This window comes from Flavobacterium beibuense F44-8 (assembly GCF_000769915.1).
Classification (GTDB): Bacteria; Bacteroidota; Bacteroidia; order Flavobacteriales; family Flavobacteriaceae; genus Flavobacterium; species Flavobacterium beibuense.
Genome location: NZ_JRLV01000020.1, coordinates 23,210 through 48,161 on the forward strand (window position 1 = coordinate 23,210; position 24,952 = coordinate 48,161).

The 24,952-nt window shown below is 38.7% G+C and carries 19 protein-coding genes; 11 read left to right on the plus strand and 8 right to left on the minus strand.

What is annotated here, in order from left to right; all coding sequences use genetic code 11:
- Position 1: 1 nt before the first annotated feature.
- The 3 genes from Q763_RS14475 to Q763_RS14485 form a co-directional block, all read right to left on the minus strand.
- Positions 2-2,512 carry a heavy metal translocating P-type ATPase gene (locus tag Q763_RS14475; protein WP_035135591.1) on the minus strand — a complete coding sequence of 837 codons (2,511 nt, stop codon included), beginning with the start codon at positions 2,510-2,512 and terminating at the stop codon, positions 2-4.
- Between the two features lie 143 nt (positions 2,513-2,655).
- Positions 2,656-2,856, minus strand: coding sequence for a hypothetical protein (locus Q763_RS14480; protein ID WP_035135593.1), 201 nt, complete (start codon positions 2,854-2,856; stop codon positions 2,656-2,658).
- A gap of 217 nt (positions 2,857-3,073) precedes the next feature.
- On the minus strand, positions 3,074-3,748 hold the full coding sequence (locus Q763_RS14485) for a Crp/Fnr family transcriptional regulator (RefSeq protein WP_035135595.1): 675 nt from the start codon (positions 3,746-3,748) through the stop codon (positions 3,074-3,076).
- A 104-nt stretch (positions 3,749-3,852) separates the two neighbouring features.
- Here Q763_RS14485 and Q763_RS14490 point away from each other — a divergent pair, with 104 nt between their 5' ends.
- The 8 genes from Q763_RS14490 to Q763_RS14520 all read left to right on the plus strand — a co-directional run bounded on the left by Q763_RS14490 (position 3,853) and on the right by Q763_RS14520 (position 12,484).
- Positions 3,853-6,234, plus strand: a complete 2,382-nt coding sequence (locus Q763_RS14490; RefSeq protein ID WP_035135597.1) for a heavy metal translocating P-type ATPase — start codon at positions 3,853-3,855, stop codon at positions 6,232-6,234.
- Between the two features lie 83 nt (positions 6,235-6,317).
- Entirely contained in the window at positions 6,318-6,494 is a 177-nt protein-coding gene (gene ccoS / locus Q763_RS17750; protein WP_084596082.1) for a cbb3-type cytochrome oxidase assembly protein CcoS, read from the plus strand.
- A gap of 1 nt (position 6,495) precedes the next feature.
- The gene (gene ccoN, locus Q763_RS14495) at positions 6,496-8,697 is read left to right on the plus strand and encodes a cytochrome-c oxidase, cbb3-type subunit I (protein WP_035135599.1); all 2,202 of its coding nucleotides are present in this window, start codon (positions 6,496-6,498) and stop codon (positions 8,695-8,697) included.
- A gap of 6 nt (positions 8,698-8,703) precedes the next feature.
- A complete protein-coding gene (locus Q763_RS14500) occupies positions 8,704-8,889 on the plus strand; it encodes a cytochrome c oxidase subunit IV (protein WP_035135600.1) in 186 nt (61 codons plus the stop codon).
- Between the two features lie 20 nt (positions 8,890-8,909).
- Positions 8,910-9,866: a cbb3-type cytochrome c oxidase N-terminal domain-containing protein gene (locus Q763_RS14505; RefSeq protein ID WP_035135602.1), complete on the plus strand. Its 957-nt coding sequence runs from the start codon at positions 8,910-8,912 to the stop codon at positions 9,864-9,866.
- Positions 9,867-9,877: 11 nt separating this feature from the next.
- Complete coding sequence (gene ccoG / locus Q763_RS14510; protein WP_035135604.1) at positions 9,878-11,296, plus strand: cytochrome c oxidase accessory protein CcoG; 1,419 nt, start codon at positions 9,878-9,880, stop codon at positions 11,294-11,296.
- A gap of 12 nt (positions 11,297-11,308) precedes the next feature.
- A complete protein-coding gene (locus Q763_RS14515; RefSeq protein WP_035135606.1) occupies positions 11,309-11,758 on the plus strand; it encodes a FixH family protein in 450 nt (149 codons plus the stop codon).
- Between the two features lie 24 nt (positions 11,759-11,782).
- A complete protein-coding gene (locus tag Q763_RS14520; protein ID WP_035135608.1) occupies positions 11,783-12,484 on the plus strand; it encodes a sulfite exporter TauE/SafE family protein in 702 nt (233 codons plus the stop codon).
- Between the two features lie 83 nt (positions 12,485-12,567).
- Here the strand turns inward: Q763_RS14520 and hemN are convergent, their stop codons facing one another.
- The 3 genes from hemN to Q763_RS14535 form a co-directional block, all read right to left on the minus strand.
- The gene (gene hemN / locus Q763_RS14525; RefSeq protein WP_035135610.1) at positions 12,568-13,932 is read right to left on the minus strand and encodes an oxygen-independent coproporphyrinogen III oxidase; all 1,365 of its coding nucleotides are present in this window, start codon (positions 13,930-13,932) and stop codon (positions 12,568-12,570) included.
- A 152-nt stretch (positions 13,933-14,084) separates the two neighbouring features.
- Positions 14,085-15,482 (minus strand): di-heme oxidoreductase family protein, encoded by a 1,398-nt coding sequence (locus tag Q763_RS14530; RefSeq protein ID WP_035135611.1) that lies wholly within the window; start codon positions 15,480-15,482, stop codon positions 14,085-14,087.
- Between the two features lie 84 nt (positions 15,483-15,566).
- Positions 15,567-16,754: an imelysin family protein gene (locus Q763_RS14535; protein WP_035135613.1), complete on the minus strand. Its 1,188-nt coding sequence runs from the start codon at positions 16,752-16,754 to the stop codon at positions 15,567-15,569.
- A gap of 154 nt (positions 16,755-16,908) precedes the next feature.
- On the opposite strand from Q763_RS14535, the gene Q763_RS14540 reads away from it, so the two are divergent.
- From Q763_RS14540 to Q763_RS14550, 3 genes are read left to right on the plus strand one after another with little or no spacing between them, the layout of a single operon-like run.
- Positions 16,909-18,009: an imelysin family protein gene (locus tag Q763_RS14540; protein WP_035135615.1), complete on the plus strand. Its 1,101-nt coding sequence runs from the start codon at positions 16,909-16,911 to the stop codon at positions 18,007-18,009.
- 2 nt (positions 18,010-18,011) lie between these two features.
- A complete protein-coding gene (locus Q763_RS14545; protein WP_035135617.1) occupies positions 18,012-19,379 on the plus strand; it encodes an HTTM domain-containing protein in 1,368 nt (455 codons plus the stop codon).
- On the plus strand, positions 19,354-21,777 hold the full coding sequence (locus Q763_RS14550) for a TonB-dependent receptor family protein (RefSeq protein ID WP_232297532.1): 2,424 nt from the start codon (positions 19,354-19,356) through the stop codon (positions 21,775-21,777). The genes Q763_RS14545 and Q763_RS14550 overlap by 26 nt, the downstream gene beginning before the upstream one ends.
- 82 nt (positions 21,778-21,859) lie before the next feature.
- Here Q763_RS14550 and Q763_RS14555 read toward each other — a convergent pair whose 3' ends face one another.
- Together Q763_RS14555 and Q763_RS14560 are read right to left on the minus strand one after the other, a co-directional pair.
- The gene (locus tag Q763_RS14555; protein ID WP_035135619.1) at positions 21,860-23,041 is read right to left on the minus strand and encodes a glycosyltransferase; all 1,182 of its coding nucleotides are present in this window, start codon (positions 23,039-23,041) and stop codon (positions 21,860-21,862) included.
- 748 nt (positions 23,042-23,789) lie between these two features.
- Positions 23,790-24,917: a tetratricopeptide repeat protein gene (locus Q763_RS14560; RefSeq protein ID WP_035135620.1), complete on the minus strand. Its 1,128-nt coding sequence runs from the start codon at positions 24,915-24,917 to the stop codon at positions 23,790-23,792.
- Positions 24,918-24,952: the final 35 nt, after the last annotated feature.

Below are 24,952 nucleotides of genomic sequence, written 5' to 3' on the forward strand. Positions count from 1 at the left end.
ATTAATGTAGTTTCAGGTTTTTGATACGTAAGGAATTTACAATTACGGATACCGAGCTCAGACTCATAGCCAGTGCCGCTACCATAGGCGAAAGCAATATCCCAAACAGTGGGTACAATACCCCTGCTGCAAGCGGAATGCCCAATGCATTGTATACAAAGGCAAAAAACAGATTCTGTTTTATGTTTCGCATTACACCTTCGCTAAGCTGTCTTGCTTTTACAATACCGTGAAGGTCACCTTTTACCAGGGTTATCTGAGCGCTTTCTATTGCTACATCCGTTCCGGTTCCCATAGCGATACCCACATCGGCTTTAGCCAGTGCAGGAGCATCGTTAATACCGTCACCCGCCATAGCCACAACCTTGCCCTGTTCCTGTAACTTTTTAATCTCATTAAGCTTGTCTTCAGGCAGGCACTCGGCCATAAAGTGTTTTAATCCCAATTCATCGGCTACAGCCTTTGCTGTATTTTTATTATCTCCAGTAAGCATTACCACATCAATACCCTGTTCCATTAGGGCTGCAATGGCTTTTTTACTGGTTTGTTTAATCGCATCGGTAATGGTAACAAAACCTTCTACCTTGCCATCTATACTTATGTATGATACTGTTTTACCCAGTTCCTGCTCACTGACTACCTGTTGAACTACTTCATCACTAACCGTTACATCAATCTGTTCCAATAGCTTTTTATTACCTATGGCAATATTTTTATTATAAATAGTACCTGTTACACCTTTACCGGAAACGGCCTCAAAATCTTTAACCGGACTTAGTTGTGCTCCCAGCTTATCGGCATAATTTACCATAGCCTGTGCCAATGGGTGTTCGCTCTGCTGATTTAGCGAAGCGATAATACCCGACAGATGTTTTTCATTAATAGCGCCTACAGTCACCACTTTTTGTACCGATGGTTTCCCTTCGGTAATGGTACCGGTCTTATCGGTTATCAGTACGTTTACCTTAGCCATGTTTTCCAGTACTTCGGCATTTTTAATTAGTACTCCGTTATGGGCTCCTTTACCCACACCAACCATAACCGACATAGGTGTTGCAAGCCCCAAGGCACAAGGACAGGCAATAATCAGTACTGCCACAGCATTTGCGAATGCGAATACATAAGCCTGTTGCGCTCCAAATATTGCCCAAACTATAAAGGTTATTATAGCAATACCTATTACGATAGGTACAAAGTATCCTGAAATGGTATCGGCCAGTTTTTGTATAGGTGCACGCGAACGACTGGCATCATTCACCATATGTATAATTTGTGAAAGCAGGGTATCTTTCCCTACCCTTTCAGCAGTCATTAAAAATGATTTTGAACCGTTTATAGTTCCCGAACTTACTTTGTCCCCCTCATTTTTACTTACAGGTATAGGCTCTCCTGTAATCATGGATTCGTCTATACTGCTACCGCCTTCCTTAATTACACCGTCTACAGGGATTTTCTCACCAGGCTTAACCCTTAAAATATCTCCCTCTTTTATATCGTTTATATCAATTACTTTCTCTTTACCGTCAATTACTATCGTAGCTTCTGTTGGTGAAAGTTTCAGTAGTTCCTTAATTGCGGTATTGGTGTGGCTGTGTGCCCTCGCTTCAAGTAACTGTCCCAGTAAAACCAGTGTCAGGATAACGGTTACTGCTTCAAAATAGAGGTATACACTCCCCCCGTGACCTTTAAACTCATCGGGAAATACTGATGGGAAAAGTAATCCTGCTACACTAAAAACAAATGCTGCAGCAGCACCCACTCCAATAAGGCTGAACATATTTAATCTCCATGTTTTAAAAGAAACCCACGCCCTTTCAAAAAACATCCAGGCAGCATAAAACACCACCGGTAGTGACAGCGTAAACTGAATCCAGTTTGAAACCGTATGTGATACATATTTTGATATAGGATTACCCGGAATCATTTCGCCCATAGCAATTACAAATACCGGAATGGTAAAAATAAGGGCTATTTTAAACTTTTTTACCAGCATTTTGTAAGTCTCATCTTCCTCCTCCTCTGGTTCTAACGGAACCAAATCCATACCACAGATAGGGCATGCCCCTGGTTCATCCTTTATTACCTCAGGATGCATGGGGCATGTATACTGTTTTTTCTTTGGGGTAAGATCGGGGGCTTTTTCAAGATTCATTCCGCAATCAGGACAGCTCCCTGGTTTGTCATACGTTTTGTCGCCTTCGCAAAACATAGGACAATAGTATTTACCACCCTCAACCTTATGTGAATGATTGTGGTTGTGATGGTTTTTATGTTCGTGATGATGATGATTTTCGTTTTCCTTAGGAGGCTCTGTACTAATAGTATAATTACCTGCCTGAGATAGCTTATCCTGAAGTTTTTCCAGAGGGATATGCTCTTCCATTGTAACCTCGGCAACCGGAGGGTTAAGTGACACCTGTGCTTCAATCCCCTCAATTTCATTTAAGGTTTTTTCTACTTTGCCACGGCAGCCGTTACAGCTCATACCCTGTATGCTATATGTATGTTTCATAGTCTGTTATAATAAAAAAATGATACCTAAAGTATTGATATAAAGGTACGACTTAATAAAACAACAGCTTTTATGGAATTTTTGGTTTATCCTTTAAAATTTACACAAAAAAAAGCGCTTTACTATGTAAAGCGCCTATTCGTTTAGTTACGTGAGGGAGTGTACATTTTAGCACTCTTATCTCCGTTAAGTTTTTTTGCCTGTCCGGGTGGTAATGTTTTCTTTTTTGCCGAAACACTAGTTGACTTAGTTGATGTTGTTACGGTAGTAGTGGTTCTACAACTTGTAAAAGCTACCGCAAAAACAAGCAATAAAGCTGCTTTAGTTAATTTGTTTAGTTTCATATTTTAGTTATAGTGGTTATTTTACCGGTTAAATGTACTACAAAAAACAAATTTAACAATAGCCTGTTATTTGGTTTTACATTTAATTTGCAATTGTCCGGTCTTAACTCCCTTACTTTATGCATATAGAATAAAACATGTACTTGGAACCAAAACAAAACCCTACAGTTTCCTGTAGGGTTTCCTAATTTATTAGTAAAAGTAATGTAAGCTCTACTTACATACTTCTTAGCTTTTTAAAATCTTTAAGGGTTATCTTTTTACCCGAAAGTTCTATAAGTCCGTTTTTATTGAATTCAGATAATAGCCTAATACAACTCTCTGTTGCCGTACCTACCATACCTGCAATTTCCTCACGGGATAATTTTATCCTAAGGCTCTTGTCCTCGTTAATCCCAAAAGTATCATGGAGTTCTAAAAGCGTTTCAGCCAATCTTTGCCTAACCGATTTTTGAGCCATATTAACCAAGTGGTCATCGGCTTCTTTTAAATCTCCGCAAATGGATTTCATCACATTCATGGAAAACTGGTTGTTTTCATTAAAAAAGCCAAGTATTTCGCTTTTTGGTACAAAACACACCTCCATATCCTCCAGTGCCACAGCACTAAGGTTTACGGGTTCGTCACTAATCATAGAGCGTTGCCCCAGTAGTTCACCTTTAGCTACCAGTTTTAATATTTGCTCGTTACCGTTCTCGCTAAGTTTTGAAAGTTTGCAAACACCATCCTTAACACAAAAAATACCGTTAACATTTTCACCTTCAGTAAAAATAGGCTCGCCTTTTTTGATAATGTAAGATGTTTTACAGTTGGCCATTTTGAGTAGCTCTTCCTTATTCAGCGCTTTTAGTGAGCTGAATTCCCTTACAATACACTGGTCACATTTACTCATAGGGCAATTATTGATTAGTTGTACAAATGTACTGATTGTATGACAAATATCATATTTTATTTTTTGGCTGTGTCTCAACTTTGTATCAGGTAAATGAGCAGATTATGAACACGCAAAATTGTTATCATTGCGGGTTAGGCTATACAGATAAAGATAAAATTGTTTTTAACGATAAGTCTTTTTGCTGTAATGGCTGTAAAACCGTATATGAGATTTTTACCCTTAACGGGCTTACAGATTATTATTCTTTTGAAAAAACACCGGGTGCCACCCCAACCGAAATTAACGGGAAGTACGATTTTCTGGAAAATCAGGAAATCGCATATCGCCTGTTAGAGTTTCATGAACAGGACACCCATATTGTTTCACTTTATATTCCGCATATTCATTGCAGTTCCTGTATATGGATACTGGAAAACCTCAACAGACTTAATATAGGCGTAAGCAGTTCGCAGGTAAACTTCCATAATAAAAAGGTGCGTATTGTTTTTAATCCGGAAAAAACTACCCTTAAAGAGATTGTTCACCTGTTATGTAATATAGGTTACGAACCCTACATAAGTCTGGACAATTATGAAACCCGCAAAAAAAAGGTTAACCGCGAACTTATCTACAAGCTGGGAGTAGCTTTCTTTTGTTTTGGTAATGTAATGCTACTATCCTTCCCTGAGTATTTTGAGATGGAAGAATACTGGCTGGACAATTACAAAGGATTTTTCCGTTGGTTGATTTTCGGGCTTTCCCTTCCGTCATTCCTGTATGCGGCAAGCGGATATTATGTATCGGCATGGAAAAGCATTAAAACCGGAATGCTCAATATAGATGTACCTATTGCCTTGGGCATAATAGTTATGTTTATAAGGAGTACTGTAGATATTATTTTCGGTTACGGGCAGGGCTTTTTTGACAGCCTTACAGGGCTGGTATTCTTTATGCTGTTAGGGCGTTTGTTTCAGCAAAAAACCTACAATTTCCTTTCTTTCGAAAGGGATTTCAAATCTTATTTCCCTATTGCTGTTACCAAGATATTACACGACAGAAGTGAAACATCTGTATCGGTTTATGATGTGACTGCCGGAGACAGGCTACTTATACGTAATCAGGAACTTATTCCTGTAGACGGTATACTTATTAGTAATGATACAGCGATTGACTACAGCTTTGTAACCGGTGAAGCCGACCCAATAAATAAAAAATCGGGCGATAAGCTTTTTGCCGGAGGAAGGCAGATAGGAAAAATCATAGAAATGGAAGTACTAAGCTCGGTATCACAAAGCTATCTTACACAGCTTTGGAGTAATGATATATTTACTAAAAAAGACAGGCAGGACTATAAAACCATAACCGATACCATAAGCAGGTATTTTACTCCTGCCTTACTTATTATTGCCGGCCTGGCTTTTGCTTACTGGGCATTTATAGACCTTAATACTGCTTTTAATGTATTTACCGCGGTACTTATTGTGGCATGTCCCTGTGCGCTGGCATTAAGTGCTCCTTTTACACTGGGTAATATACTCCGCATTATGGGGCGTAAAAAACTATATCTCAAAAATGCCATAGTAGTAGAACAAATGGCTAAAGTTGATACTATAGTTTTTGATAAAACAGGTACAATAACCACCAATAAGAAATCAGATATAGTATATGAAGGAACTCCGTTTACCGATGATGAACTCCTGCTTATCAAAAACGTATTAAGAGGATCTAACCATCCGTTAAGCCGAAGGTTATACGACTTTCTCCCTACTACAGATACACTACTTACTGATGATTTTACCGAAACCATAGGCAAGGGTATTAAAGGAATAATTAAGGGAAGGCAAATTAAAATAGGTTCGGCTCACTTTATAGGCCTTACCAAACAGCTTACCCTGCAAACAGCAGTATATATAAGTATTGACGGTGAGTTTAAAGGGAAGTATGTTTTTGCCAACAGTTACCGTAATGGCGTAAAAGTCCTGTTTGAAAACCTTAGTAATAATTACGAGCTCAAAATACTATCGGGTGATAACGAGGGGGAGCGCGAAATACTCAAGCAACTCTTGCCACCCGGTACCCGATGCATTTTTAACCAGAAGCCCGAACAAAAACTGGCTTTTATAGAAAACCTGCAAAAGGAAGGCAAAAATGTAATGATGATAGGCGACGGATTAAACGACGCCGGGGCTTTGGCACAAAGTAATGTGGGTATATCAGTGTCGGAAGATATTAATGTCTTCTCCCCTGCCTGCGACGGTATACTGGATGCTACCAAATTTGAAAGCATTGCCTACTTCCTTAAACTATCTAAAAAGGCGATTAAAACCATCAAAATGAGTTTTGGTATTTCCCTAACCTATAACGCCTTTGGACTTATGGCTGCCATAAGCGGAAAACTATCTCCGTTAACCGCTGCTATTGTTATGCCGCTAAGTACCATAACCATAATAAGTTTCGTGACTATTATGAGTAATTATTATGCTAAAAAAGAATCAAAAAATTAATGTAAAAAAATGTGCGGGTATGACAAATATCATGTTTTTTCCTGCTGCCCCACAGTAGTTTTGTTAACACAAATTAATTAGGTATGAGTGTCATTTATTTACTAATCTCCATCAGTATCGTTGTGGCAATACTGTTCTGTTTTGCCTTTATAAAGGCCGTAAAAAGCGGCCAGTATGACGATGACTACACCCCGTCTGTAAGAATGCTTTTTGACGACGAACTAAAGAAAAAAGAAAACAATCACAATAACACAAATTAATATGGAAGTGCAGCAATTTTATTATGACAATAAAATAGTTAAAAAATTCCTCTATGCCACAATAGTATTTGGTGTGGTAGGGATGCTTGTGGGCTTGCTAATAGCCTCTATGTACATGTTTCCGGGATTAACCGAAGGTATTTCGTGGCTTAGCTACGGTAGGTTAAGACCCTTACACACCAATGCGGTAATTTTTGCCTTTGTGGGTAACGCCACGTTTGCAGGAATTTATTACTCAATGCAAAGACTGCTTAAAGCCCGCATGTTCAGCGATTTTTTAAGTAACGTAAACTTTTGGGGCTGGCAGCTTATTATTGTGGCCGCAGCCATATCACTTCCTTTAGGATATACCACTTCAAAAGAATATGCCGAGCTGGAATGGCCTATAGATATTGCTATCGCTATTGTGTGGGTTGTTTTTGGTATCAATATGATAGGTACTATTTTAAAGAGAAGAGAACGACACCTGTATGTAGCCATTTGGTTTTACATCGCAACATTTGTAACTGTTGCTGTTCTTCATATTTTTAACAGTCTTGAACTTCCGGTAAACGGAATGAAAAGTTACTCAGTTTATGCCGGTGTGCAGGATGCTCTTGTACAATGGTGGTATGGTCACAATGCCGTGGCATTTTTCCTTACAACACCATTCCTTGGGTTAATGTATTACTACCTGCCTAAGGCAGCAAACAGACCGGTATACTCTTATAGATTATCTATTATCCACTTCTGGTCATTAATCTTTATCTATATATGGGCAGGACCTCACCACCTTTTATACTCTGCCCTGCCAGACTGGGCTCAAAACCTGGGTGTTGTATTCTCAATAATGCTTATCGCTCCGTCATGGGGTGGTATGATTAACGGATTGCTAACCCTAAGAGGTGCCTGGGATAAGGTACGTACAGATCCTGTTTTGAAATTCTTCGTGGTTGCCGTTACCGGTTATGGTATGGCTACGTTTGAAGGACCAATGCTTTCGCTTAAAAATGTAAATGCTATTGCTCACTTTACCGACTGGATTGTGGCTCACGTACACGTAGGTGCACTGGCATGGAACGGTTTCCTAACCTTTGGTATGATTTACTGGTTAATACCAAGAATGACAAAAACATCACTATACTCTGTTAAGCTTGCCAACTTCCATTTCTGGATAGGTACACTGGGTATTATATTATATGCATTACCTATGTATGTTGCCGGATTCACTCAGGCAACTATGTGGAAACAGTTTAACCCTGAAGGGACTCTTAAATACGGTAACTTCCTTGAAACTGTAAAACAAATTATGCCAATGTACTGGATGAGAGCCATAGGTGGTACTCTGTTCGTAATAGGTTTACTGGTATTGGTATATAATATTATAATGACGGTTCGCCAGGGTCAGGCTGTTGAAGATGAACTTGCCGAAGCACCTGCTCTTAAAAAGATAACAGGTAAAAGAATGAAAGGTGAGAAATTCCACCCTTGGTTGGAAAGAAAACCTATACAACTTACCATACTGGCTACTATCGCCATACTAATAGGTGGTATTATACAAATTGTACCTACCCTAATGGTAAAATCTAATATACCTACCATCTCTACGGTTAAACCATATACTCCGCTGGAGCTTGAAGGTCGTGACCTGTACATAAGGGAAGGTTGTGTAAACTGTCACTCTCAAATGATACGTCCGTTCAGGTCGGAAGTAGAACGCTACGGTGAGTACTCCAAATCAGGCGAATATGTGTACGATCACCCATTCCTTTGGGGTTCTAAACGTACCGGACCAGACCTAATGCGTATAGGTGGTAAATACAGTGATAACTGGCACTTTAACCACATGTGGGATCCGCAAAGTACATCGGCAGGTTCTATAATGCCATCTTACAAATGGCTGTTTGACAACAAGAAGATGGATCGTAGTGAAACCGAGAAAAAAATGCAGGTAATGGCAAAACTTGGTGTACCATATACTGATGAGGATATTGCCAATGCACAACAGGCTATGGAAGAACAGGCTGCAAAAATTGAGGAAAACCTACACATAGATCCTGATTTTGTAAAAAGTTATGAAGCCAGCAAAAAAGCTGCTGAAGCAAAAGGTGAAGAGTTCGTTTATATGAAAGACCGAGAGATTACAGCACTTATTGCTTACCTGCAACGCCTGGGTACCGATATTAAAATTAAACCGGCCGCTACTGCCGATAACTCAAAATAATAAGTCATGCTAAAGTTTATAAAACACAATATGGATACCATCTCAGGGATTGAGGTGTACCCTATCATATCGCTGCTTATTTTCTTCATCTTCTTTGTATCACTATATACCTGGGTGTATACCTACAAAAAAGATAAGATAAACGAAATGAGTAACCTACCGTTTTCAGATAACGACAACGACAACCAATAGTTGAACATAAACTTATAACTATGAAAAAATTTATACCGGTATACGTAAGGGTTCCTGTAATTTTCGCCCTCGTTTTCATGGCACTGGAGTACTTTATAGATTCGGGAGACAGGCCTGCATTCCTCAAATATCCTGAAGTATCCATCTTCCTGTTTATCTTTTTGTTCCTTCAAATAGCCATTGAAATTACCATAAGCGCTATTGATAAGGTTACCTACAGTATCCTTACCGATGAACAAAAGAAAAAACTGGCTGAGGCCGATGCTTTAGACTTTACCGACTCTAAACTGTACAAAAAAATAAAAAGCTGGTTTGTTAAGGTTCAACCAATACAGGAAGAAGGCGAAATACTGCTTCATCATGATTATGACGGTATTAAAGAGCTGGACAATGTTCTTCCTCCATGGTGGATAAAACTTTTCTACATAACTATACTATTTGGTTTAGGCTACCTGGTTAAATATCACGTACTGGACGGACCTGACCAAAAAACAGAGTTTGAACAGAAAATGGAAGAAGCACGTATTGCTGTTGAAGAATACAATAAAACAGCTAAAGACCTTATTGATGCCAACAGTGTTACACTACTTACAGATGAGGGTGACCTTGCCGCAGGTAAAAAGATTTTTGAAACTAACTGTGTAGCCTGTCACAGAGCAGATGGTGGTGGTGCAATTGGTCCAAACCTTACTGATGAGTACTGGATTTTAGGTGGCGGAATTAAAAATGTATTCCACACTATTACAGAAGGTGGTCGTGACGGTAAAGGTATGGTGGCATGGAAAGGTACACTTAAACCGTCAGAAATTCAGCTGGTAGCAAGTTATGTATTGTCTTTACAGGGTACAAATCCTGTAGATCCTAAAGCTCCTGACGGGGAGATATGGAAAGACGAAACCAAAACCGATGGCGACCAGCCAACAGAAGAAGCTAAGCAGGAAATAACTGAAGAAACACCTGAAGTAGCAGCAAACTAAAGCTAAATATCATGAGCAATATACAGGAAGAAGAGTTTAGGGACAGGATAGGCACCATTGATCAGGAAGGTAAACGATCTTGGGTATATCCCAAAAAGCCTTCGGGTAAACTATACAGATACCGCAAATTAGTTAGTTATTTTTTGCTCCTCTTCCTGTTTGCTGCTCCGTTTGTAAAAATAAACGGTAACCAGTTTTTAATGTTCAACGTGCTGGAACGCAGGTTCAACATATTTGGTTTCCCTTTCTGGCCACAGGATTTCCACCTGTTTGTTATCTCAATGATAATCGGGGTAATATTCGTAGCACTCTTTACGGTAGCCTTTGGACGTATTTTCTGCGGATGGATTTGTCCGCAAACCATATTCATGGAAATGGTTTTCCGTCGCATTGAGTACTTGATTGAAGGTGACAGAAATGCACAGATAAAACTGGAAAAACAAAAATGGGATACCGAGAAAATCAGGAAAAAAAGCCTTAAGTGGTTTGTATTCTTTATAATATCATTTTTGATTGCCAATGTTTTCCTTGCCTATCTTACAGGTAGTGACAAACTGATACAAATGATTACCGAGGGCCCCGGACAGCATGTAAGTACTTTAATTGCCCTGCTGATATTTACCGGAGTATTCTACTTTATCTATATATGGTTCAGAGAACAGGTTTGCATTATTGCGTGTCCGTACGGGAGGCTTCAGGGGGTACTTTTAGATAACAAATCAATTATTGTTGCTTACGACCATAAAAGAGGCGAAGGTGAAAACGGACGTGGTAAAATCGTTAAGAATGAAAACAGGGCTGCATCAGGCAAAGGTGACTGTATAGATTGCAAACTGTGTGTACATGTTTGCCCTACAGGTATCGACATAAGAAACGGTACACAGCTGGAATGTATTAACTGTACTGCCTGTATTGATGAGTGTAATACGGTTATGAACAGAGTTGGTTTTCAGGAAGGGCTTATTCGTTATGCCAGTGAAGATGAGATTACCAAAAAGGAAAAATTTGTTTTCACCGCCAGGATGAAAGGCTACACTGCCGTACTGTTTATACTTATGGGCATATTTACCGGAATGATGTTTTTAAGGAATGATGTTGAGGCAACAGTATTAAGACTTCCCGGACAATTGTATGAGCATAAAGGCGAAAACATAAGTAATGTATTTACCTATAAAATTATAAACAAAACCACAAAGGACTTTAATGATGTACACTTTAAGCTAAAATCGCCTAAAGGAGAAATAAAAGTAGTGGGAGCTTCTCACTTTACTGTACCAAAAGCAGGTACTGCGCAGGGAACTCTGTTTGTAGAAATAAACGAAGCGCTTTTAAAAAGCGACAAAACTAAAATACGCCTTGAGGTTTATGATGGCGACAGGCTTATTGAAACCGAGTCGACCAACTTTTTAGGTCCAAGGACATTTAACTAAAAACTAATGATTATGAAAATTAACTGGGGAACGGGAATCGTAATCGCATTTGCTCTCTTTATGAGCTTCATACTGTTTTTTGTATTCAGGGTACAATCAGACAGGAAATATGACAACGAACTGGTTGTGGAAGATTACTACAAACAGGAAAGAATATTGCAGGATCAGTTAAACAGGCAGGAAAATGCCGTGAGCCTACAACATCAGTTAAAAATAAACAGTACCGAAGCCGGTGTAGAAATAGAGTTTCCTGCCGAATTTGATACTGCCAAAATAAAAGGAAAAGTGTTCCTGTACAGGCCGTCTAACCAAAAGCTGGATATTGAAAAACCAATATCAATATCTGCTTCTAATCTGCTCATACCTAAAAGTGATTTGGTAGGCGGCCGCTGGAACATTACTGTAGACTGGGAATATGAAGGTAAAGGTTACCTAAATAAAAAAGAGGTCACAGTGTACTAATTAACAACACTAAAAAATAAGAGTATGTTATATTCAGCTCTTTTATTAGGATTAATATCAAGCCTGCACTGCATGGGCATGTGCGGGCCTATAGCCATGATGCTGCCGGTAGACCGATCCAACGAAACTAAAAAAACGATACAGATACTTTTGTATCATGCCGGCAGGCTCACGGCTTATGGTTCACTGGGGTTAGTTTTCGGACTCCTGGGCAGGGGGCTTTACCTTGCCGGGATGCAGCAAAACATGGCCATAGCATCAGGGATCATAATGATAACCATAATTGCCATACCGGAAAAAAAGTTTGCCAAATACAACTTTTCAAAACCGGTATACAAAATAATAAGTAGTGTAAAAAGTAGCCTTGGAGCCCAGTTTAGAAAAAAAACCAATAAAGCGATATTTGTAACCGGGCTCCTTAACGGTTTTTTACCCTGTGCACTGGTATATGCCGCCCTGTTTGGAGCAATAGCTATGCAAAATGCACTACTGGGAGCTTTATTTATGGTACTGTATGGACTAGGTACTATCCCTATGATGAGTGCAGTTGTGTATGTAAGTACCATGCTTACCTCTCCTTTTAGAAATAAGATAAATAAACTTATCCCCTATGCAGTTGCCATTATTGGCGTATTTTTTATTGTAAGGGGACTTGGGCTTGGTATCCCGTATATTTCACCGGGTAATACCAGCCTTTATGTACAGGAAATACCTCATTGCAGGTAGTTTTAAAATGATAGTTCGACAAATCGAAAAAGCCTCTTAATCAAATAAGAGGCTTTTTCTTTGGTCAGGTTGTAAGGTGTAATTTAAACAACCATCGAAAACAACTTGGTTTCCGGTGCTTTCCTTTTCAGCCTTAAATCAAAGGCCATACAAATATTTCTTACGTAGGCTTTACCTGCTTCAGTTACAGTAATATTGTTTTTACCAAACTCCAGCAGTCCGTCGCTTTCCATTTCCTTTAGGCTTAATAATGTTTCAGGCAGTTCAGGGAAATAAAGTGAACTATCTTCCCATGATGTTGTAAAACTGCACATAAGGTTTAAAATATGTCTTCTTATAATCAGGTCTTCATCGGTTAATGAGTGTCCTCTAAAAACCGGAAGTTCATTAAGTTCTATTCTTTTATAGTAATCCTCAAGTACTTTTTCGTTTTGTGCAAAGGCATACCAGCTATCACTAATTGATGATACCCCAAGCCCTATCATCAATTGCGTTTTAGAGGCACTGTATCCCATAAAATTACGGTGCAGTTTACCTTCTTTGTAAGCTGTGTACATTGCATCGCTTTTAAGAGCAAAATGATCCATACCTATTTCATAATAATCATTTTGATCAAGGAGTTGTTTGCCTATTTCATATAACATACGTTTCTCCTCATCTTTAGGCAGGTTCTTTTCGTCATAACCACGTTGCCCGTTACCTTTTATCCATGGCACATGAGCATAGCTGTAAAATGAAATCCTGTCGGGATTCAGGGCTTTGGTTTTCTCAATGGTATCTACCATCGTTTCTACGGTTTGGAACGGAAGTCCGAAAACCAGATCATGGCTTATAGAGGTATATCCTATTTCCTTTGCCCAAAAAGTCACTCGTGCCACATTTTGAAACGGCTGTACACGGTGAATGGCTTTCTGTACAATAATATCGTAATCCTGTACCCCGAAGCTCACCCTCCTGAAACCTAAATCATATAAGGTTTGCAGGTGCTCTTTTGTGGTATTATTAGGATGCCCCTCAAAACTGAATTCATAATCAGGCGCTTTTATAGCCCTGTCAAAAATTCCGTTTATAAGAATTTCTAAATTTTCGGGACTAAAAAATGTAGGTGTACCACCGCCTAAATGAAGTTCTTTTACCCTTGGTTTTTCGGGTAATAAATCACAATACATATTCCACTCGTTAAGTACTGCTGTTATGTATGTGGTTTCTACCTCATGCCTGCGGGTTACCCTTTTGTTGCATCCGCAAAAAGTACACATACTTTCGCAAAACGGTAAATGGATGTACAGGCTTATCCCCTCAGTTGCATTACTTTCATCAAAAGCCTGTAAAAAACTCTGTTTCCAAACGTCTCCGGTAAAACCGCCATTATCCCAGTAAGGCACTGTAGGATAACTAGTATAACGTGGCCCCGGAACGTTATATTTTTGAAGTATATTATTTTCCATTGTGACTGATTTATTTTGAATATCAAAATTATACCACACGCTACTGCTAAAAAATGACAATTGTCATGTAGCCGATTTTGGAAAATAAAAAAATCCGCACGGGTTGCCCTATGCGGATTTCGGTCAGATTTTATTAAATAGTGTAATAAAATTTAAAGTGAATTAAGGAATTTAAGCAGGTCTTCCCTTTCGGAAGCCGAAAGTTCCTTAAACATGTTTTTGGCGGTTTGCGCCTCACCACCGTGCCATAAAATAGCCTCGGTAATGTTACGCGCCCTTCCGTCATGCAGGAAATTGGTATGTCCGTTAACCGTTTCAACCAATCCTATACCCCATAATGGCGGAGTTCTCCACTCGCTGCCTGTCGCCAGGTAATCTGGAGCATTATCTGCCAGTTCAGGCCCCATATCGTGTAAAAGCAAATCAGTATACGGCCTTATGGTTTGGTTAGCATATCCTGAAATGTAGTAACTGTTTCCGGTTTCTACTTTTGGGATGTGGCATGCCACACAATTAATGTCGTTAAAAATTTGCTTTCCTCTTAATACCGACTGGTCGTCATAATTCCTGCGGATAGGAACAGAAAGCGCACTGGAATACAGTACCATCCTGTTAAAGGCAAGTTCAGGTATTTCAGGATCACCTCCGTTAGGAATAGTGCTGCAGTCTACACCCGGAGGGCAGTTTTCCTCAGGGAATACAGGAGAGGTTATCCCCATATCACCACTAAGTGCACCTGCAACCTGTTGCCTTACATTAGGCTGATTGGCTTTCCAGCCAAAACGCCCCATGCGTTGCGAGTTGCTCTCTACATCATATACATAGTTTGCCCTTCCTGAAATTCCGTCACCATTAGCATCAAACTCATCGGCAAAAGACAGCCATGTAGCCTCCGGTACTGCCTCCAGGAGTCCTAAACCAACAATCTGGTTGGCTATACGTGGTGAAATTTGCACGTTAGAAGCAAGGCTTCCGTAACCAAGATCGGTCACGGTATATGTTGGTTTTTGCAGTTCTATGGTAGTACCGTCTGCAAAAGTTTCTGTAATCGTTTGGTAAGTAATGTTCATCTGTCCTTCGCGAACAGGCCCTAAAATTACGTTGTCCTGTAACTGACCTCCGTAAACCGGATCAGGCAAGGCAGCCCCGTGAGCATCAACCCCCGGAACACTAAACCTGAAAAGAAGTCCCCTCCCCAATTCGCCGTCATACATAGGCGGACGTCCCCTACCGTCTTTAAAGTGACAACTGGAACAGGCAACAGCATTATAAAAAGGTCCTAAACCATCGCGCGCAGTAGTGCTTGAAGGTGCCGAAACCCAGGTTTGCCTGAAAAAAGAATTACCTACCCCAAAATCGGTAGACTGATCTGGCGTTAAACCAGAGTAAGCAAAACCAAAAGCCTCTTCGGTTGCATTGTTTACCGTGGCCACACCACCGGAATACTGCTCTCCTTCTTCAGGAGAGAGACTTACATAATCTTCATCATTATTGCTGCATCCCGTTATAAAAAGGGAAGCCAACATTACTGAACAGATAACTTTTTTCATTTCCTTATAGTAACAACAAAGCGCCCATCTTTAAAAAGAGGGCACTTTGGTATGATTTAATTTGCGTTAAAAATCGCTTAACAGCTACTCTATTTCAAGGTTAAGCTTAGCTGCTCCTGCCAATAAATTAGCTCCTAATTCCTGTTGTAAATTCAATACAGCTGCTTTTACTTTGGCTCCTTCTTCAGAAGTTGCACCACCTGATATAGCATAGTCAAATGGTATGGCGATAGCAGCAATGCTAGCCTCAGTAGTACTTATAGCTGCATTTGTATTTTGTGCTGTCTGAGCATCAGCCTGTGCGACAAGATCTTCAAGAGAAGCACCTGATAAAGAACCATACTCACCTCTGTAAACATTAATTACACCTTTATAGTTTAGATAAACATCACGGTGAGTATTATCACTAAAGCAAGAGTGCTCATCTTCCTGATCCATGTTAGCAAGAGCTACATCCATACGCTCAACAGCAAGTTCGGCAGCTGCAAGTGTAACAATACCTAAATACATATTTTGTAAAGCCTCATCTTCAGGTAAAGCCAGAAAAACACCTCTGTATTCTCCACCTTCTTTCCATTGATCAACAAGGTAAGAAAGATGATCTGTAAGCAAATCAGCACATACCACAAGGTATTCACGCCTTCTGTCTTCGTTAAGTGCTGTTCCGCCTTCGTCAACAAAATCAGTGTAAGCTCTCTGTCCCGGTAAATTATCAGCAGGAGCGGTTAAATCCTGTCCCCACAGTAAAAACTCAATAGCATGGTAACCGGTACTGATGTTTTTCTCTCCACCATCTTCGTTAAGGCTAATAAGAAGCTCTTTAGTGATTTCAGGGAAGTTTTCTGTATCGTTAATAATACCACCGTTTAAAACAGTGCCGTTATTATCTACATAATCAATATAGTTTTCATCAAGCGGCCATGCGTTAAGTAAACCTTCCGGTCCGTTTTCGTCATCAATCGGTCCGTTAGCAAAACGAAATGCCTCGGTAGTTCCGTAACTTTCCCTTGCGTCTCTCCATTTGTTTTTAGCTTCAGTAAAATTAGCATCTGTAGGCTCTCCAACAAAAGTGTTGATAGCAGTTTCAAGTGCTACTGCATCATCATAAGCATCCTTATAATTTTGGTAAACGATATTAGCGTAGTTCTCAATTACTGCTGATTTAGACACCTGATTCCCCGCAGGTGTACTTTGGTCGTCATCATTGCTGCAAGAAGCTAATACTAAACCTGCTGCTGCAACAAATGATAACCCAAGAGTAAGTTTTTTCATTATTTAAATATTTGGTTAACGTTATTTAGATTTATTAAAAACAAGGCAAATGTAAAAACTTATATAATATCTCAAAACAAATTGGGGATAAATTATTTATAATAATTATAGATAAGTGGTTTCAGTTTTTTATTTTTGCAAAAATTTTTTAGAAATGAAAAAAATACTTGCGCTATTTATTTTGGCAGTAGTTGGATTAGGATGCTCATCTAATGATAATGAAGAAGTTAACAACACACCTACTTTTGACCGTAGTGCCATACTTGTAAACTGGGCCGATAATATTATAATCCCATCTTACGAGAATTATACTGCAAAAGTTACCACTCTAAGTGAAAAAGCTGCAACATTTACACAAACTCCTGATGAAGCAGGACTTGCAGAATTAAGAACTGCATGGCTTGATGCTTATGTTGCTTACCAATATGTAGCCCTATATGATTTTGGAAAAGCATCTCTGCTTTACCTTAAATTAAGTGCTAATACTTACCCTACTGATGTTGCCGGAATTGAAGCTAACATTGCTTCGGGCAGTTATAATCTTGGTACACAAATACAGTTTAACCGTCAGGGATTCCCTGCAATAGACTATTTAATATATGGTACAGGTACAAATGCCGAAATCATTGCTTCATACAGCAATCAGGCAACTGCCGATTACCTAAACGCTATAATAGCACAGCTAAAAAGTATTGCAGAACAGGTTACTAACGACTGGAACGGAGCCTACAGAGATACTTATGTAAACAACAACAGTACATCTGTAAGCAGCTCAGTAAACATTACAACAAATAACTTCATCAAGAATTTTGAGAAAGATGTTAGAAGTGGTAAAGTAGGTATCCCTGCTGGTATTTTCTCTAACGGAGTTACTTATGCCGATAAAGTAGAAGCTTACTATAAAAATGATGTTTCAAAAACGTTACTTACTGCCGGTATAAAAGCACAACAGGACTTTTTTAACGGTAAGGCTTTTAACGGTACAACAACCGGTGCAAGCCTTAAAAGTGCACTTGATGTTGTAAATGCTGTTAGAGACGGACAAAACCTTAGTGCTATAATCAACAATCAGTTTGGTACAATTAATACTGCCGTAAGCGCTCTTAACGAAAGTTTCTCTGACCAGATTAATCAGGACAACAACAAAATGCTTGCTGCTTATGACGCCATGCAACAAAATGTTGTTTACCTTAAACTGGATATGATGCAGGCTCTTAATATTACCATTGATTATGTAGATGGTGACGGTGATTAATAATGACATCACATATAAAATCATATCTAAACTCATACACTAATGCCGCAACACTGGCCTTTTACAGGCTGGTGTTCGGTTTTATGATGCTGTTTGGACTTGTACGTTTTGCATCATACGGGTGGATAGATAAATTTTATATACAACCTTCTTTTCATTTTACCTATTACGGTTTTAGTTGGGTTAAACCCATAGGCGTTTATACTTATGGTATTTTTATACTGTGTGCCCTGGCTGCAATTGGAATAGCAATTGGCTACAGGTACAGACTTTCGGCAATTGTTTTCTTTATAAGCTTTACATACATAGAGCTTATGGACAAAACAACCTACCTTAATCACTACTATTTTATATCTATAGTAAGCTTTGTAATGATATTTTTACCGGCAGCTTCCTGTTTCTCGGTAGATGTTTATAAAAAACCCGAACATGCTTTTTCGCAAATACCACGCTGGACAATAGATATTTTAAAGCTTTTACTTGCCATAGTATATTTTTACGCCGGACTGGCAAAGCTTAATTCCGACTGGCTTTTAAGAGCCATGCCATTAAAGATATGGCTATCAGGTCATGCCGAACTACCTTTAATTGGCCACCTAATGCTTAAAAACTGGATACACTATTTCTTTAGTTGGTTTGGTGCTATATATGACTTGGGTATTGTATTCCTGCTTATAAATAAAAGGTTCAGATTAATAGGTTTTGCCTTTGTGGTTGCTTTCCATCTCCTTACGGCACTATTGTTCCCTATTGGTATGTTCCCTTATGTAATGATTGTTTCTACACTGATATTCTTTGGCAGTGACTTTCATAAAAAATGCCTGGAAATACTAAGCAAAGCTTTAAGGCTTCCGTCAATATTGATTGACAGTACCAAAAAATACATTCCGCGTTTCAGGCCGCTTTATAACTTCAGTATTGTATTCCTCTCCCTGTTCCTATTGTTTCAGTTAGCCTTCCCGTTCAGGTATTTATGCTATCCGGGAGAGCTTTTCTGGACCGAAGAAGGCTTCAGGTTTTCATGGAGGGTTATGCTTATGGAAAAAGCGGGTTATGCTCAGTTTATAGTTACCGACTCTAAAACCGGAAAAAGCATTTATGTAAATAACGAAGATTTCCTTACCCGTTTTCAGGAAAAACAAATGTCTTTCCAACCCGATTTTATACTGGAATACGCACACTACCTGCACGACCATTATGAAAAGGAAGGAATGACAAACCCTGAAGTAAGGGTAAACTGCCATGTGGCACTTAACGGAAGGCTAAGCCGACCGTATATTGATCCAAAAATAAATTTAGCAGATAAAAATGAATCATTCAAGCACAAAGACTGGATATTACCTTTTGAAGAAACTATTTGGGGGCTATAGCCTGTTGTTGCTATTGCTGCCGGTATTTGCCCTGGCACAAAATACAATTACAGGAAAAGTAGTTTCTGACAAAGGAGATGCTATACCTTACGTGGATATTTTTAATAAAACCGCAAACAGTTCTTTGTCAGCTAACGGGAAAGGTGTTTTTAAAATAAACGCCTCAACTCCTCAAACCCTTGTGTTTTATACTGATGGATATATGCTTATTGAACAAACTTTATCTCCCTCATCAACAGAAACTATTGTTACCTTACAAAAAGTAATTGACCTTGACGAACTTGTTATACAGCAGGAAAAGTTCTATTCACTTAATAAGATGAAAGACATAGATGGAACCGCCATTTATGCCGGAAGAAAAACAGAAGTGATAAGTGTTGAAAAAATTACTGCTAATAAGGCTACTAACAATACACGCCAGATTTATGCACAAATTGCAGGTCTTACCATTAACGAAAACTCCGATGGTGGTTTACAACTTAGTATAGGAGGACGTGGTCTAAACCCTAACCGTACCTCAAACTTCAACACCCGTCAAAACGGATATGATATAAGTGCCGATGTTTTGGGCTATCCTGAAAGTTACTATACTCCTCCTACCGAGGCTTTAGCAGAAATTCAGGTAATACGCGGTGCTGCTGCATTACAATACGGCACACAGTTTGGCGGACTGGTAAACTTTAAGTTCAAAGCACCATCAGGCAAACCTATTGAAGGGGTTACAAGAACCAGCGTTGGCTCATACAACCTGCTTACTAATTTTTCCAGCCTTAGTGGTACAACGGGTAAGTTTAGTTACTATACTTTCTTTAACTATAAGCAGGGAGACGGTTTCAGACCAAACTCTAACTTTAACAGCCGTAACTTTTTTGCTAACCTGAACTATCAGTTTAACAAAAAGACATCCATTCATTTTGATTACACCCTTTTTGACTACCTGGCAAAACAACCAGGTGGATTAACTGATTATATGTTTAATCAGGATATGTTTCAAAGTAACAGAAACCGAAACTGGTTTGACGTTAATTGGAACCTTTTCGCTTTAAGACTTAATCATCATTTTACCGACAATTCTCAGTTCTCATTACAATTGTTTGGATTGGATGCAAGCCGTAAGGCGTTGGGTTACCGCTCTAACAGGGTATCAAACCCAGATACCGAAGGCACAGTGCGCGACCTGCTTAAAGGTGATTTTGTTAACTGGGGTGCCGAGGCTCGTTTTTTACAGCAATATGATATTAACGGTAATAGCAGTGCTTTACTTATAGGGGCAAAATATTATCAGGCAGAAAACACCTCCATGCAGGGACCGGGAAGTGCAAACAGTAACCCTGACTTTAATTTTGATTTTGATAATTTCCCTAATTATGCGAGTCAGAGTGATTACACCTATCCTAACCTAAATACATCATTCTTTGCCGAAAATATGTTTAGGCTATCGCCAAACTTTACCCTTACTCCGGGTATAAGGGTGGAAAACATCCGAACCAAAGCAAATGGCTATTACAGAAGGATAAATACCGACCTTGCCGGAAATGTTATTCTTGATGAAATCGAATATGAAAATGTAACCAAGAACCGTAGCTTCGTTCTGTTTGGACTTGCTGCCAGCTACAAACCTAATAACCGTATTGAGTTTTATGGTAACGTAGCCCAAAACTACAGGTCGGTTACCTTTAACGACATACGCACCGTGGCACCAAGCCAGGTAATAGACCCAAATATTACCGATGAGAAAGGTTACACTTCAGATATTGGTATACGCGGTAAGCTGGGTAATAAATTATCGTATGATGCCAGCATTTTCGGATTGTTATATGATGATAAAATTGGTGATTACCAAACCGAGAATCCTAACGGAGCAGCAGCGGTTGTACGTTACAGAAGTAATATAGGTACTGCATTAACCTATGGCTTTGAAACCTTACTGGACTGGAATATTGCCGATACTTTTTTTGAAGGAAGTAACTTTAAATGGAATGTATTCACCAATACTGCCATTACAGGCTCTGAATACCTTAAATCAGACGGTCCCGGCATAGAAGGTAACGAAGTGGAGTTTGTACCTATGCTTAACGTAAAAGTAGGTACAGGAGTAGGCTATAAAGGTTTTATGTGTAGCCTTCAGTTTACACACCTGTCATCACAGTTTACTGATGCCAATAACACCACTTCTACAGCAGATGATAATACCTATGGTATTTTTGGTAAAATACCTTCTTACTATGTTGCCGATATATCTGCTTCCTACCAATGGAAAATGCTAAAACTGGAAGCCGGTGTAAATAACTTTACCAACAACTATTATTTTACCCGCAGGGCTACCGGATATCCGGGGCCGGGTATAATCCCGTCTGACCCACGAGTGTTTTATACCACACTGGAAATAAAGTTCTAAAAATAGCAAACGCCCGGACCAAAAACCGGGCGTTACCAATCAAAACCAATAAAAAAACATTATGAAAAAGTTTTATTCCTCCTTATCTGTAATGTAGGGTGATTTGCCCTAACTGCCCTATCAGGCTAAATGAATTAAGTACCGATACTTTTGTATTACGGGCATAAATCCATCTGTCAAGTGGTTTTTCATACCACATTTGTTTTACGGTATAACCACCGTATATCTTTTTAAGTCTTAGTAATATCTCTACATCAAACAGGCTTTTGGTTAGAAACCTTTTACCAAAGGCTATCTCTACCACATCACTCGACATTATTTTCACTCCGCATTGCGCATCCCTGAAATCAAGCCCGAACACTTTGCGCATGGTATAGTTTATTACCCTATTTAAAAACTTTCTTGTAGGCTCTGTAGAGATATCGGCTCCCATTCTGCTTATCCTGCAACCGCTAACCACTTTAAACTTTGAGTGTGTAATAGTTTTTACCAAATCACTAAAATCCTGGAAGTTTGTAGATAGGTCGGCATCCATAAAGCCTATATAATCAAACTGCTTTTGTTTTTCAAGACTCATCATACCAAGGCGTATTGCCTCTGCCCTTCCTACGTTCTTCTTACAGTTATATATGCTTATACGACCTCTGTTTTCCTTTTGTATATCCCTTAGCACTTCTAGTGTACCATCGGTACTGCCATCGTTTACAAAACACAGGTGGTATCCAAGGTTTTTAAATACAAAGTTTCTAAACTCATCACTTAACAGCCAAGCTTCTTCGTTATAACATGGTATAACCACTCCTACACAACTGTTTTGTATGTATCTGTTGTTATTGCCTGCTTTAAGCTCTGTTTGTCCTCCTATGAGCCTTTTTACCCTTATTCCTATTTCTTTAAGGCTTAAAGGTTTTTTCATGTACTCATTAGCTCCAAGTTCAAAGCCTTTTTCTATAATATCATCATCTGTATTACCGGTTAATATCATTACCGGAGTATTGTGTTCTTTTATGTATCTTATATATTTTAAAACCTCTAAGCCCGACGATTTATCATTTATCTCGGCTAATGTATTCTCAAGAGAATGCTGATCTGCAGTAACCGACATGTTAATATCAATAATGGCCAAATCAGGCTTATGGATATCATAGTACTGAACCGCGTCAAAAATATTATCGGCGCTTATGACTTCATATCCTAAATCGGTCAGTGTTTTTTGCAGAGACAACAATACCAGTTGCTGATCATCCATTATTAATATTTTCATTTCGTGTGCTTTAGTGATTTTGATATACCAAAGTTACATTAGTACCATAAGCCTTGTGGGCAAATTTAGACAGCGCGTTATTTGGTGTCGACGAACTGCTTATTTTTATCGACTTACTACTTCATTAAACACATAAAAAAAACCCCAGTGACTGTTACATCAAAGGGGCCTCGCTTTAAAAAAAATAGACATTAGTAAAGCTAACATTAAACATTAATGCTTTTGGTATTTTGTAAGGCTATCGGTATTATGGCGGGGGATTACAGCTACATAATTAACTATGTTGCTTAATCATATCGCAAAGATGTAAAGTATTGAAAAGTGTTTGAGGTAATTTTCGGTGAATGGCATTTTTGTTTAGACGAAACAAAAAATTCTTCTGATAATTTAATTGGGAAGTGCTATAAAAAAACAACCATCCCGGAGTGTTAAATACCTAAATCCTCCGAGATGGTCAAACTAGCTAAAAAAAGAATTAATATAAAAATATTACTCAACTAAACCCTTGGAATTGCTTGAGGCCGTATTGTGTAAAGTAATTAGAGGATTAAAATTGCCCCACATAATCCTTAATTATCTTTACAGCACCTGTACAAGAACCCCTAAAAGAGTTGCAGCAAAGCTATAGCTAATTATGACCGTTATAAAACTTAAAACTTTAAATATCATGGAATTTTCCCTGATTTTAAAAGAAAAAAAATAGAAGTAAAAACTTAAATAACAACAAGTTAGAACACAAAAAGACAAATTACTGCTCTTTATCAACCTGTTCCTTTTTTTGGTTTATTTTTTTCCTTTTTTTGACAATTTTGTAAGCCATATAAGACATGATTACAATAAAAACCAGTATTGCTCCCAGTAATATGAAGATGAATTTACTTTTTGTTTCCTGTTGTGACTTCTCTTTTTCTTCAGATAAATCGTTAACCACAGTATTTAAGGATTTCTTCTCTTCGGCAATTATCCTTTTTGTTTCATCAAAATAAAGCTGACTGTAACGCTCATAATTTTGAGTATCCTTTATGGCTTTATAATTTTCAGATAATAGCTTGTAAACTTCCTTTTTTATAGAGAGGTCATTCATTTCCTCTAAATCGGCATCTACTTCTTTTAAAAGTGTAATGGCCTTTTCATTTTCATCTTCCTGCTTATAAATTCTGGAAAGTCCCATTTTAGCATACGCCAGGCTGTGTCCTGAGTTTACTTCAAGAGAATACTTTATAGCTTCTTTAAAATTAAATTCGGCAGCATCAAGATCATTTATTTCAATATAACAATCCGCTATATTATTATGCGCTATGGCTACACTTACCAAATTAATTTTTTTAGACACATATTTTTTATACACATTTGCCGCCTCTTTAAAGTAAGGCAATGCATACTCACACCCCAGGCTGGTGCGCTGTATAAGTCCTTTAACTATAAGTATATTTCCGCCAAGATATTTTAAGGAATCAGGGATTGCTTCGGTTTTAAAGACCTCCTCGGCCTCATTAATGTATAACAATGCCTTATCATCAAGTCCAAGTCTCCTGTACTGTCCCCCAATAAATCCCGATACCTGTAACCTGTTTACCGGACTCCCCTTTTCATCGGCTATTTTTTTGGCTTTTAGAGCCGTTTCCATCACCGCGTCGTGATTTTTTAAAACAGCATAGGCATTTGCCGATGTTAGCAAATAGCTAATTTGCATTGAAGGATCTGTAATGGTAGGATAAATTTCTTCAACCCGCCTTAATGCTTCCTTAGGGTTATTATACACCATAAGGTTAAGCTCTGTTTTAAGACTGTCAAGATTTACCTGTGCTGTTGCATAACCAAATACAAACAGCAGGCACATAATTAATTTAACTTTTTGCAAGGTGATTTTATTCATGGGCAATACTAAAATAAATACCGTACAAGGTACTT